Source organism: Streptomyces sp. NPDC031064 (genome assembly GCF_055570965.1).
This window is the reverse complement of sequence record NZ_JBVIGF010000010.1, coordinates 213256-225725: the sequence shown is the minus strand read 5'-3', so window position 1 is coordinate 225725 and position 12470 is coordinate 213256. Positions and strand designations below refer to the sequence as shown.

Annotated in this window: 12 protein-coding genes; 8 read left to right on the top strand and 4 right to left on the bottom strand. The window is 70.6% G+C overall.

Annotated features, from left to right (window positions below; all coding sequences use genetic code 11):
- The first annotated feature begins 147 nt into the window (after window positions 1-147).
- Window positions 148-2424, top strand: a complete 2277-nt coding sequence (locus ACZ46W_RS31615; protein WP_468344976.1) for a catalase — start codon at window positions 148-150, stop codon at window positions 2422-2424.
- 16 nt (window positions 2425-2440) lie between these two features.
- Here the strand turns inward: ACZ46W_RS31615 and ACZ46W_RS31610 are convergent, their stop codons facing one another.
- Genes ACZ46W_RS31610 through ACZ46W_RS31600 form a run of 3 tightly spaced genes read right to left on the bottom strand, consistent with a single transcriptional unit; the run spans window position 2441 to window position 5389 of the window.
- Entirely contained in the window at window positions 2441-3013 is a 573-nt protein-coding gene (locus tag ACZ46W_RS31610; protein WP_468344973.1) for a cupin domain-containing protein, read from the bottom strand.
- Window positions 3010-4266: a cytochrome P450 gene (locus ACZ46W_RS31605; RefSeq protein WP_468344970.1), complete on the bottom strand. Its 1257-nt coding sequence runs from the start codon at window positions 4264-4266 to the stop codon at window positions 3010-3012. The genes ACZ46W_RS31610 and ACZ46W_RS31605 overlap by 4 nt, the downstream gene beginning before the upstream one ends.
- Complete coding sequence (locus ACZ46W_RS31600) at window positions 4256-5389, bottom strand: type III polyketide synthase (protein ID WP_468344967.1); 1134 nt, start codon at window positions 5387-5389, stop codon at window positions 4256-4258. Before ACZ46W_RS31600 ends, ACZ46W_RS31605 begins: the two co-directional genes overlap by 11 nt.
- 241 nt (window positions 5390-5630) lie before the next feature.
- On the opposite strand from ACZ46W_RS31600, the gene ACZ46W_RS31595 reads away from it, so the two are divergent.
- Window positions 5631-5846 (top strand): acyl-CoA carboxylase subunit epsilon, encoded by a 216-nt coding sequence (locus tag ACZ46W_RS31595; RefSeq protein ID WP_468344964.1) that lies wholly within the window; start codon window positions 5631-5633, stop codon window positions 5844-5846.
- Window positions 5847-6575: 729 nt separating this feature from the next.
- On the opposite strand, the gene ACZ46W_RS31590 is transcribed toward ACZ46W_RS31595, so the two are convergent.
- The gene (locus ACZ46W_RS31590) at window positions 6576-7652 is read right to left on the bottom strand and encodes a hypothetical protein (protein WP_468344961.1); all 1077 of its coding nucleotides are present in this window, start codon (window positions 7650-7652) and stop codon (window positions 6576-6578) included.
- 145 nt (window positions 7653-7797) lie between these two features.
- Here ACZ46W_RS31590 and ACZ46W_RS31585 point away from each other — a divergent pair, with 145 nt between their 5' ends.
- From ACZ46W_RS31585 to ACZ46W_RS31560, 6 genes are all read left to right on the top strand, one after another.
- The gene (locus ACZ46W_RS31585) at window positions 7798-8262 is read left to right on the top strand and encodes a barstar family protein (RefSeq protein ID WP_468344959.1); all 465 of its coding nucleotides are present in this window, start codon (window positions 7798-7800) and stop codon (window positions 8260-8262) included.
- Between the two features lie 509 nt (window positions 8263-8771).
- Entirely contained in the window at window positions 8772-9398 is a 627-nt protein-coding gene (locus ACZ46W_RS31580) for a hypothetical protein (protein ID WP_468344956.1), read from the top strand.
- A gap of 410 nt (window positions 9399-9808) precedes the next feature.
- Window positions 9809-9949 (top strand): lasso RiPP family leader peptide-containing protein, encoded by a 141-nt coding sequence (locus tag ACZ46W_RS31575; RefSeq protein WP_468344953.1) that lies wholly within the window; start codon window positions 9809-9811, stop codon window positions 9947-9949.
- A 5-nt stretch (window positions 9950-9954) separates the two neighbouring features.
- Window positions 9955-11802 (top strand): asparagine synthase-related protein, encoded by a 1848-nt coding sequence (locus ACZ46W_RS31570; RefSeq protein ID WP_468344950.1) that lies wholly within the window; start codon window positions 9955-9957, stop codon window positions 11800-11802.
- Window positions 11780-12049 carry a lasso peptide biosynthesis PqqD family chaperone gene (locus ACZ46W_RS31565; protein ID WP_468344947.1) on the top strand — a complete coding sequence of 90 codons (270 nt, stop codon included), beginning with the start codon at window positions 11780-11782 and terminating at the stop codon, window positions 12047-12049. Before ACZ46W_RS31570 ends, ACZ46W_RS31565 begins: the two co-directional genes overlap by 23 nt.
- The gene (locus ACZ46W_RS31560) at window positions 12046-12468 is read left to right on the top strand and encodes a lasso peptide biosynthesis B2 protein (protein WP_468344944.1); all 423 of its coding nucleotides are present in this window, start codon (window positions 12046-12048) and stop codon (window positions 12466-12468) included. The genes ACZ46W_RS31565 and ACZ46W_RS31560 overlap by 4 nt, the downstream gene beginning before the upstream one ends.
- Window positions 12469-12470 lie beyond the last annotated feature (2 nt).

Sequence of the window (12470 nt, the reverse complement as noted above, 5' to 3'; positions counted from 1 at the left end):
GTACCTGGGCAGCCGTGGCCGCTCGCGGAGCGGCGGGTGGCGCCGCCCGGCTGTGTGCCGATGGACGGATGTCCCCGGCGCTTCCGTTTTGTCCCACCCCGCGACGGTCATGGCTGTGGAGTCCCTGTCCCGAGCACGGAGGAAACGATGCCGAACCCCCACCCCCTCAAAGCGGCCGCCGAGAAGCTGACCGAGGCCGTACGCGGCGACGGCGGTCCCACCGCCGACATCCCCGGCGCGCCCGCCCCCGAGCCGGCCCCGCTCGACGAGCCGACCGAGGTGCGCGGCCCCCTCCCGCCCAAGCCGGACCAGGGCGGACCGGAGACGTACAGCCCCACGGGGCAGCCCACCGGCGCCGAACAGCCGCGGATGGCGCAGGGCGACCCGTACCTCACCACCGCCCAGGGCGCGCGGCTCCACGAGAGCGACAAGTCCCTCAAGGCCGGCAGCAGGGGTCCCGTCCTGCTCCAGGACCACCACCTGCGCGAGAAGATCACGCACTTCGACCACGAGCGCATCCCCGAGCGGGTCGTCCACGCCCGCGGCGCCGCCGCCCACGGCGTCTTCCAGGGGTACGGGACGGCCGCCGGCGTCACCAAGGCCGCGTTCCTCGGCAAGGACGTCCAGACGCCGGTGTTCACCCGCTTCTCCACGGTGCTCGGCTCGCGCGGCTCGTCGGACACCGTGCGTGACACGCGAGGCTTCGCGACGAAGTTCTACACCGGCGAGGGCGTCTTCGACCTGGTCGCCAACAACATCCCGGTGTTCTTCATCCAGGACGCCATCAAGTTCCCCGACATCATCCACGCCGGAAAGCCCCACCCCGACCGGGAGATCCCGCAGGCCCAGAGTGCCCACGACACCTTCTGGGACTTCGTCACGCTGCACACCGAGGCCACCCACCACACGCTGTGGAACATGTCCGACCGGGGCATCCCGCGTTCCTTCCGGATGATGGAGGGCTTCGCCGTCCACACCTTCCGCCTCGTCAACGCGGAGGGCCGCACCACCCTGGTCAAGTTCCACTGGAAGCCGAAGCTCGGCGTGCACTCCCTCGTCTGGGAGGAAGCACAGATGATCAACGGCATGGATCCCGACTTCCACCGCCGGGACCTCGCCGACGCCATCGAGGCCGGGGCGTACCCCCAGTGGGAGCTGGGCATCCAGACCTTCCCCGACACCCCCGAGCAGACCTTCGAGGGCATCGACCTGCTGGACCCGACCAACATCGTCCCCGAGGAGCTGGCCCCCGTACAGCCGATCGGCCTGCTGACCCTCAACGCCAACCCGTCCAACTTCTTCGCCGAGACCGAACAGGTCGCCTTCCACCCCGGCCACCTCGTCCCCGGCATCGACATCACCGACGACCCGCTGCTGGCCGGGCGTCTCTTCTCCTACCTCGACACCCAGATCAGCCGGCTCGGCGGCCCCAACTTCGCCCAGATCCCCATCAACCGCCCCCACGCCCCGGTCAACGACATGACCCGCGACGGCATGCACCAGACGGCCGTGCACACCGGCGTCGCCCCCTACCGCCCCAACTCGCTGGACGGCGGCTGCCCGTTCACCGCGGGCGCCGACACCGGCGCGTACATCGAGGTACCGCGGGAGATCCCGGCGGCGAAGAAGGTCCGCGAGGCCCCCGCCTCCTTCTCCGACCACTTCAGCCAGCCCCGCCGCTTCTGGCTCAGCATGACCCCGACCGAGCGCGAGCACATCGCCGCCGCCTACACCTTCGAACTGGGCAAGTGCTACGAGCAGGCCATCAAGGAACGCGGGCTGAAGGTGCTCGCCAACATCGACCCCGAGCTGTGCGAGAAGGTCGCCACCGGCCTCGGCCTGCCCGCCCCCAAGCCCACCGAGCCCCTGGCCATGGTGGAGCCCAGCCCCGCCCTGTCCCAGATCGGTGAGACCTGGCCCACGGACGGCCGGATCATCGGCATCGTCGCCGACGACAACGGCGAACTGGACGGCGTACGCGCGGTACGCCAGGCGGTGCTCGACGCGGGCATGGTGCCGCTCGTGATCGCCCCGGCAGGCGGCGAACTGGGTACGGACGGCGACCCGGTCGCGGTGCAGCGGACCTTCGCCACCGCGCGGTCCGTCGAGTTCGACGCCCTGCTCGTGGCGGGCCTGCCCGGCCACGGCGCCGACGCCTACGGCGCCCGGGACGCCCGGGCGGCCGACGCCGAGCAGCCCACCGCGACGACCGACCCCCGGGTGCTGCTGATGGTCTCCGAGGCGTTCCGGCACGCCAAGGCCATCGGCGGCTGGGCCGGTGCCGAGAGCGTCCTGGAGGCGGCCGGCGTACCGGCCGGCGCCACGGGCGTGGTGACCGGGGACAGCGGCGAGAGCGTCCTCGCACGGGTCACCGAACTCCTCGGCCGCCACCGCGTCTGGGACCGCTTCCCCGCCGCCGCCTGAGCGACGACGCCCCGGGTCACGGCTCCCGGTGCGCGTCGTGCCGCAGCGGCGTGATCTGCTCGATGTCGTAGCGGGCGCGCAGCGCGGCGATCGCCGCGTGGTCCGGGGGCCCGTCCCGGTCGAGGATCTCGATGAGCTCCTCGAAGTACCGCTCGTGGTCCGGCGGGGGCGACGCCTGGAAGAACATCCTGGCGGGCTCGTCCGTACGGTTGGCGAACGCGTGCGGACAGCCCGGCGGGACCACGATCACCGTGCCCGGCGTGGCCCGGACCGTGCGCCGCCCCGACGGCGACTCCCAGTGCCGCCAGTCGTCGCCGGTCCGCACCCGGGGTTCGAACGCCAGGACGTCCAGTTCCCCTTCCAGGATGTAGAACAGCTCCTCGCTGCGGGCGTGCACATGGGCCCCCACGTCGAACCCGGGAGGCACCACCACCTCGAAGCTCGACGCCGCCCGGGAGTGCTCGCCCGTCACCTTGAAGGTGACCTCCTGGGCGGGCGACCGCAGCCTCCGCCCGTGCCCCGTCGGCACCAGCAGCCCGTCGGGGGCGTCGGCCAGCGCGGCGGCCGGCGCCCCCTGATGCGCCGTCACCAGGTCACCGGAAGGGACTGGGGACCACGGATGAGCGCGCCACGGCGGAAGGGGACCGCGTGGACCGGCACGGCGAGCCGCAGCCCGGGGAACCGGTCCAGGAAGGCGTCCACCAGCAGCTCCGACTCCATCCGGGCGAGCATGGCCCCCACACAGAAGTGCGGCCCGTACCCGAACGCCACATGCGGATTCGGGCTGCGGTCGAAGTCCAGCGTCTCCGGGTCGGGGAAGACGTCCGGGTCCCGGTTGGCCGCCAGGTACGAGACGTAGACCGGCTCGCCGGCCCGGATGCGTACCCCCGCCACCGTCACGTCCTCCAGGGCGATGCGGGACAGGCCGACGGCGCTGCGGTGCGGGATGTAGCGCAGCATCTCGTCGATGGCGCGCGGCCGGGCGGCCGGCTCGGCACGCAGCCGCTCCATGTGCTCGGGGTGGGTGAGCAGGATGAACAGCATGTTGCCGCAGTTGTTGGTGACCGCCTCGCCGCCGATCTGGATCAGCAGCGCCAGCCCCACCGCCTCCGACGCGGTGATCTCACCGTTCGCCACGGCCGTCCCCAGCAGCCCGATGACGCTCTCCTCGTCGTCCCGGTCGTCCCGGTCGTCGCCGATGTCGCCGTCACGCGGCTGGCGGAGCAGATCGGCGAAGTACGCGCACATGTCGTCCTTGGCTCGCTGGCTGCGCTCGGCACCGTGCGCGGAGGACAGGATCAGGTTCGTCCACTCGTGCATCCGGGGCCGGTCGATCGGGGGCACGCCCATCAGCTCGCACACCACGGCGAGCGGGAACGGCCCCAGCAGCCTCTCGGTGAAGTCGGCCGGCGGGCCGTCGGCCAGCACCTCCTCGACCAGCTCGTCCAGCATCCGCCGCGCCCGGTCCCGCAGCCGCTCCACGCCCCGCGTGGTGAACGCGGGCGCCACCGCCCTGCGCAGCCGGGTGTGGTCGGGCGGGTCCTCGAAACCCACCGCCCCGTCGACCGGGATGAAGTGCGGCGCCAGCCGGGTGACGTCGTTGTCGACGACCAGCTTCCGGCTGAAGCGGGGGTCGTTCGTCACGGCCCTGACGTCGTCGTAGCGCGTCACCAGCCACGCCCAGCCCTCGCCGTTGGGCAGTTGGATCCGGGTGATCGGGCCTTCCCGCATCAATTCGGCGAGCACGGGGTCGAAGTCCACCCCGAACAGGTCGAGGGCGGGCCAGTGACGCACGGGGGGCAGTGCGGGCGGTGCGGTCGTGGTCGTCGTCTCATCCAACACGGGTCGGTTCCTCCACCAGGACACGGTCGGGTACGTCCTTGAGCTTGCGCGTGGGAACGCGCTCGGGCACCTGGTCGGAGACCGTCCAGCGGCCGAGCGACATCTCGGCCGTGATGCCCGGCCCGAAGCCCGCGAGGAGCCCGCGCGCGGTGTGCTGGGCGCTGCCCTCGTCGAACAGCCGCCGCAGCGCGTCCAGGACCACGGCGCTGGCGATGTTCCCGTACTCGGTCAGCGTGGCGCGGCTGAAGCGGAACGCCTCCGACGGTACGCCGAGGAACTTGCTGAGGTCGTCCAGGATCCTTGGACCACCAGCGTGGATGATGTAGAAGTCCAGGTCGGAGGCGTCCCAGCCGTGCTGCCCCGCAAGCTCCTTGAGGGCCGGCGCCAACGGCTCCATGGTGCCGGGCACTCTCTTGTCGAGCTTGAAGTGGAACCCGGTGGCGCGCACGTCGTACGCGATCCAGTCCTCCGTCTCCGGAACCAGGTACGAGCCGTTGCGCTCCAGCGTCACGCCCGTGCCGCCCCGGCCCCGCATCACGGCGGCCGCGAGTCCGTCACCGAACAGTCCGTTGGACAGCAGGTTGCCCACGCCCAGGTCGGTCGGCTGGTAGCACAGCGAGCAGAACTCGCACGCCACGATGAGCGCGTTCGCCTCCGGGTAGGCGGTGCAGAAGTCGTGCGCCCGGTTGATCGCCGCGCCGCCCGCCGCGCACCCGAGCTGGGCGATGGGCACCTGCCGGGTGTCGCCGCGGAAACCCATCGTGTTGATCAGCCACGCCGTCAGCGAGGGCATCATGAAGCCCGTGCACGACACATAAATGATCATGTCGATGTCCGCGGCGCGGAGCTCCGCGTCCTCCAGCGCCCGCTCGATGACCGCCGGCACCCGGGCCTTGGCCTCCGCCTCGTAGATCTGGTTGCGTATCTCGAAGCCGTCGTGCCGGAGCGTCTCCTCGATCGGCCGCAGCAGGTGCCGCTTCTGCACTCCGGTGTTCTCCATCAGCCGCAGCGCCAGTTGGAGCTGCGGGTGGTCCGCGTGGATGGTCCGTGCCAGGTCGAGCGTCTGCTGCATGGTGATCACGTGCTCGGGAACGGACACCGCGGGTCTGCACAACGTGGCCATGACGTATGCCCTTTCGTCGCGTTTGCATTCAAAGGATCAGGGACCGGCGATCGCCGCGCGCGTCGAAGAGAACCCACCCGATTACGGCAAACCGGTGACCCCCCGCCGTCCACGCCATGCCCGGCGCGCCCGCCGCCGGGTGCCCGGCCGTCCCACCGCCGCAACCGCGACCGGTGCCGCGTTCGCCCGGACGGCGGAGCAGCGGATGCCCCGGACGGAGGGGGCGGCGCAGCATGGGCCAGTGCCCCTCCATTTCCGCATCGTCCACGGCCGCCCGACCGTCACCGAACTGGCGGCCGTCACCGCCGTACTGACCGCACTCGCGTGCCGGACCGCGACGGAACGCCCCGGCGCCGGGACGTCCCCGCGCCGGGCGGAGTGGGACCGCGGCTGGCGCGCCCACCCCCCGCCCGGCTCGTGGCGCACCCGCTTCGGCCGCCCGTTCCGGCACTCCTGAGGCGCGGCACCATTGAAAGAGCGTGTTGGCCTGGCGGGGACCCTGGATGGACCGATATCCTGTTCGATCTCGCGAGGCCCGGGTGGCACAGGGGCGGCACACATTCCGCAGTCCGGCACTGTGAGTGGCGGCCTGCGCGCCCCCACGGGTGGTGGCAGACCAGGCTCAGGTCGCCATGAAGCGGACCGGCTCGAGTGCCTCCCTCTGAAGGGCGGCTGCCCGCGCCGCCTCCCGGCACCGTGGCGACGAACCCGTCGGACAGGGGGCCACGACGGCATCGCTCGCTCTGTGGTGCCATGCGAGGAGGGCATCGACGAGCGCTTTGCATGTGCCGGCAGTTCTTCCGTTCGGCGCTCGACAGTAGTCCGAGCAGCAGCTAGGCGCGGGCCGCAGCTCGGGGTTCGACTCGCTTGAACCGGCCTGCGACCCAGGCCATAACCGATCTGACATGGCCCGCCAGCGGGCAGGGTCTACGCTATGGCCCGCGGCCACCGCACGATCCCCGGGAGTCCCGACAACCCCCGATGGTCACGCGGTGGCCATACCTGTTACCCAGTTGGGTCTGTGCCGGGGCTCAGCAGTTGTCACCAGCGCAGCCGGATGACGTGGTGAGTGGGGTTTGCCGAAGCAGTCCGGCTGCCACCAGCGAGGCAAGCGGCCTGTCACACATCCTGACTCGACAGCACTTCTGTCACCGGCTACGGGAGGGTATGTGACGGGCCCGACAGGTCACTGGATCAGGTCGGTGTGTGGATGTTCGGGGGAGGTCGGGCAGACGTAGATCTGCATGTTGTCCGTGCTGCCTACTTCCACGCTCGTCGGCTGCGCGGGATTCTGGCCCGCGTAGTAGGAGCCGGCGAGGACGGCGGCCTGGTCTTCCTGCGGCGCCCAGCTATGACCTTCACCGCCGTCCCACTCCCAGGAAGCGATCGTCAGTAGCGGGACCATTTGTACCTGGCACACAGCGCAGTACCGGGGGTTCGGGTCGGTGCGGCCCCAAGGGGGCCAGCCGCCGACCTTCCAACCGGGTGCGTTGCCCAGGTGAATGGAATAGAAGTCGCGGGGATACTCCGCGTAGGAGCCGTCCACGCCGGCGCCGGCCGCCTGCCACCTGTTCCAGTCCTCCAGCATCCGCTGAAGTTCCGGGCTCAGATCCAGGCTGTTGGGGTATTCGGTGATCGCTTCTGGCGCCAGCACGCACGGCTCCGGCACGTAACCCGGATAGTCCGCCTCGTGCGGTTCCGGTGGTGCGGCGAGGATGTCGCCGACCTCCGCGGCCGCCCGCCAGAACAGTGCGGTCGCCGGCTTGTAATCCGGTTCGTGCTCGTACGGGCACCAGAGAATCTGAAGCAGATCGGCCTGCCCGGGCGGCCGCAACAGGGGTATGTCACGCAGGAACAGCTGAGCCACGGGCAACATCGGGACCGGGCATTCGGCGGGCCATGGGGGGCCGGCGTCGAGTCGTTCGGCGAGCCGCGCGGCATTGCGCTCCTTGAGCGCTTCCTCCTCGGGCGTGAATGCGGGAGGTCGGTCGTCAGGGCGCCACCGGGACTGCAACCGTCTCTGGAGCCGCACTTCGGTCGGTGACTGGCGGAATCCAGTGTCCACGTGCAAGTGCGTGTCTTCGCAGTGCGGCCACGGCTCCCCTGCCGGCCACAGCAACGGCCCGCCGACCGAGCTGTCCCTGATCGAAGGCGACCCTGGACGCGGATGCAGCCGGATGGCAGGTCGCGCGAACCGAGCCAGTTCGGGAAAGACCGCGGTCACCTCGACAGGCCGCGGCGGAGTAGTGCGTACGAAACCCATGCCGGTGATCCTGTCACCAGCCACTGACAGTCCCTTGCCGTCTCAACCCGCGTCAGCGCTTCTTTTCGATCTAGACTTGGCAGCTCGCTGACGTCACCGGCTCTGACGGCGGTGGAAGCCCTGGATCCCTGGAGGGAGGACGGCGGTGCACATCGTGCCCTGGGTACACGTCGTTCCGGAGCAAGGTGCCCTGCCTGTCGATTTGCTGCTTCCCATGACCGGCAGGACGTACGTAGCGCGGCTCGACGGCCGACAGATGCGTGATGCCGACTCCGTCTTCCAGCAGTTCTACGACCGACTGAAGCTGCCGGATTACTTCGGGTGGAACTGGAATGCCCTCTCTGACTGCCTGCGTGACCTGAAGTGGCTGCCCGCAGACCACTACGTGCTGATCGTCGAGGCTGCGGATGAGGCACTGTCGGACGATACCGCCGGACGGCGGCTGCTCTTCGAGACTTTGCTACGGGCAGGACAGCGATGGACCTCCACAAAGCGGCCCGAAGGCATTGACCTCAGCAGGCTCGTAGTCGTCATGTCCTGCAACGCAGCATCCGTTTCCGGCCTGCAGGCACACATGCGCTTGTGCTGGGAAGAGACGGTCTCGTCATAGGGAAGGCTTCATCCCCGGACCAGAGGAAGATGCTCGCGACTGGGAGTCCGCCCAGGTAGGTGGTCGCGGTCTTCTCGTTGCACGTGGCGATGCCGCGTACTGCTTCAAGCGGTTGATGCACCGCTCAACCGTGTTGCGCTGCTCGTATGCCTCGCGGCCAAAGACCGGGGGCCGGTCATTGCGGCTTCCTCGACGCAGTCGGTGGCCCCGCTGGTCCATTTTCGGCGGAGGTCATCGCGACCTGGGGAATGACATCACGAAACCCGAGGGGGGCGCGCCATACTTGTCTTTTGCCAAGTAGTCGATATGGGCGGGGATTTGCGGTGCGTCATATGGTGCGTGGGGTGGCAGCGGCAGCACTCTTGCTCGGCCTGACTGCGTGCGGCGGAAACAGCGGCGACGCTGCGCCTCGGGCTGACGGGGGCACGCGGGCCAGTGGCGGTGAGAAGAGTACCGGCGCACCGGCCAACGGCACCGGGAGCGGGGGTGTGCCGGACACACCCGGTCCCGTGGCGTCGTACGCTGCCCCCGACGAGTGGACCGAGCCGCAGCGGTGGTCGCTGCTTCCGCGAGGGCGGCGTATCGATGGCCGCGGCAGCGTGGTCGGCTTCCCGCACACGACCGAGGGCGCCGTGGCGATGATGAAGGCCTCCAGCGAGACGTCCATCGAGGAAGGCAGGTCCGCGGTCGACGAGCAGTTGCGCCTCTACTACTCGTACCTGAGTGCCGGTGACCAGTCCGCGCAGAGGGCCGAGCAGGTCGAGCAGAACGCCATGCAGACCGACAAGACCCTGGCCCAGCAGGCGGGAGTAGGCCCGGGGCAGGGACTGCCCTCCGGCGCGTACATGCGCAGCCATGTGGTCGGCTACAAGGTCATTCAGGCGTCGGGAGACGAGGTCAGCGCGTGGGTGCTGGCCCGTGTCACGCAGAAGGCGGGAGAGCTGGCGAAGGAGTCCGGCGGCTACACCCGCACCCTGGTCGGGGTGCGGTGGGAGGGCAGTGACTGGAAGCTGTCCGGTGGCGTGACCAAGGGGGCTCAGCAGGCGACACAGGGCATGCCGAAGCCTCCCATGGTGGCCCCGGGTGACGCCGTGTTCAACGAGGCAGGATGGGTGGCGATCCGAGAGGCATCGTGAGGCGGCGCTCCCGGCTTCCCTGGTGCCCAGTGCACAACATGCCGGCGCCTGGGGCACCAGCGGCCCGCTCCTTCGTCGGCCCGGACCGGAGCCGAGCCGGAAGCAGTGCAGGCTGGGCTGTCCATCGGCCCAAGTCTGCCGCCGCGCGAAGGTCCGAGCTTCGATCCGTGGATTGCCTCCCAGCGCTCCAGGCCCGGTTCGGAGCCCTTCTGACGGCCTGACGCCCGCTGAGCGGGACGACAGCACCGGCGTATCAGACGCGTGACATGGGCGAGGGAAGATTTCCAGACGCCAATCATATATTCCCATTTAGTAACTCACGCGAGTTAAACGCGGTGTGTCGGCTTGCGTGCCGGGCACTTCCCCCTTGCGCAGACGCTCAAGCAGGCGGTGAAAGGAGGTGAGGAGCTGTGCGCGAGAGTTGTGACATCGAGCCGGCGGAGGTCTACGAGCCGCCGGTGCTGGAGGAGGTCGGCGGTTTCACCGAGGAGACCGAAGGTTTCCGTGGTCACAGGTGGGACGGCTGGGCCGGGTTCCACCGGTGGGGGTGACGTCCATGTGCGGCGAGTGTTGGTTCGCGGTCCTGCCGGACTGCGACGCGGCGCTCGCCGCGTTCCGTCGGCTACGCGGTGGGGCCCGCCATGTGGTGGCGCACGAGTCCGGCCGGCCCTGGCTGGTCGGGTGCTGGAGCGCGGACCGGGTGCGGATCGTCGAGGCCGGTCAGGTACGTGTGGCGTTGCTCGGGGTCTGCGGAGCGAGTGAGACGGAACTGCGGCGACGGGCCGACGGGGTGAGCACCACGGCGCAGGCCGAGCAGGTCGTGCGGGGCGTAGCGGGGTGTTTCCACCTGCTGGCGTCAGTGCGCGGGGAGGTGTACGCGCGGGGAACGGCGTCCGGGGCGCGGCGGTTGTACCGTGCCGCGGTGGACGGGGTCGCCGTCGTCGCCGACCGTGCCCGGACGCTGGCGTGGCTGACGGGGGCGGAAGTGGACGCGCGCCAGATGGCCGCACGCATCGCGTTCCTGGGGCCCACTCCCTTCCCGCTGGACCGGGCCTCGATGTTCCGTGGAGTGTGCGCGTTGCCGCCCGAGCGCGCCGTTCGCCTCGACCGCAACGGGCGCGCCGACGAGCGTCGGTGGTGGCGGGCGCCGGAGCAGGAGTTGCCGTTGGCCGAGGCGGCGGTGGGGTTACGGGACGCGCTGCGGGACGCGGTGGCGGTGCGGGTGAGCCCGGGGCAGGTATGGGCGGCGGATCTCTCCGGTGGCATGGACTCGACCTCGTTGTGCTTCCTGGCCGCGGAAGCCGGGGCGCGACTCACCGTCTGCACCTTGGAGTTGAGCGACGCGGCCAATGACGACGCCCGCTACGCCCGCGTGGCCGCGGCGCGTCTGCCCAGCGGCACCACTCACCTGACCTTTCCCATCGCGGGCCTGCCGCCCTACCTCACGGGTTTGGGCGAAGGCGGTGAACCGGACGACGAGCCGTCGCTGAAGTGGCGCGACCTGGCGCAGCAGCACCACATCCGTTCGGTGCTGCGCGCGTCCGGGGCCGGGCGGCGGCTGTGCGGGCAGGGCGGGGACCACGTAGTCCTGCCGCCCGTCTGTCACCTGCACGACCTCGTACGACACCGGCCGGCCACGGCCATCAGCCAATTGGGTGCCTTCGCCGCCATGCAGCGCTGGCCACGCGGCGCGACGGCGCGCTGCCTCGCCGACCGACGGGGGCACTCCGCCTGGCTGGTCGGGAAGGCAACGCGCCTGGCCAACGCGTCGAGGGAGTCCGGCGCCCCCGACCTGGGCTGGGCAGCGCCGATGACACCCACGCCGTGGGCCACCGAGCACACCCTGCAGGCAACGGCGGAGCTCCTGCGCCAGGTGGCCGCGGATGTCCCCCCGCTGACCGGTACCCGCGGCCGGCACCGGTGGATCCACCAGATCCAGCAGGCCGGACGGGTCGCCGTCACCTACGACCAGCACGGCATGGCGCTCGAAATGCCCTTCTGCGACGACGCGGTCGTCGAGGCATGCCTGTCCGTCCGCCCGCACGAGGCGCTCGATCCGTGGTGCTACAAGCCGCTGCTGGAACAAGCGATGCGCGGCATCGTGCCGGACCATCTGCTGGACCGGACGACAAAGGGTGACGCCGGCGCCGAGTGGCATGCCGGGATGAAGGCGCAGCAGCCGCTTCTCGCCGCCTGGGCCGACTCCTCGCTCCTCGTCGCCGCCGGGCTGGCCGACCGCGACACCCTGCGCCGTGCGTGGCTGAGCCCCGGCACGCTGCCCGCGGCCTGCGGTCCAGCGGTCGAGACCGTACTGGCCGCCGAATCCTGGCTGCGGGACATCCAGACGCACCCCACACCGGACCACCTCAAGGAGCACCCCCGTGACCCTGACACTGTGCCGTGATGTGACCGCCTGCGACACCGGCGACGGCATGGTCCTGCTCGACGGCCGCCGCGGCCGCTACTGGCAGCTCAACGCCACCGGCGCCCTCATCCTGCACGCGCTGCTTCGCGGTGACGACAGCGCCCGCATCGCCGAACAACTGGCCCGCGCCCGCCCCGTCACCGCCGAACAGGCCGCCCAGGACATCAGCGACCTGATCGCCCGGCTCTCCAGGGCACGGCTGGTGCGGGAGGGAACAACGCCATGAGCCAGGTACTCGACAGCCACCGCGCCCCGATCCCCTTCCACCATCGCTGCTTGGCACACGTGGCGGTCGGTGCCGCGCGTCTCCTCGCCCACCTCACCCCGAAGCGCCTCGGCACTCTGCTCGCCCTGCTGCGACACGGTGCCCGCCCGGCCACCTACCAAGAGGCACTGCGCGCCCGCTGCAACGTCACCACCGTCAGCACCTTGTGCGCGGGCAGATACTGCCTCCAGCGTTCCCTCGCCACCGTCCTGCTGTGCCGGATGCGGGGCGCCTGGCCGACCTGGTGCACCGGCGTGCGGACGCCGCCCTTCAGCGCCCACGCCTGGGTCGAGGCCGAAGGGCGCCGGGTGGGCGAGCCGGCCGAGACCGCCTCGTACCGCACACTCCTCGCCGTCCCGCCACACGAGCCGGCGCCCTGACA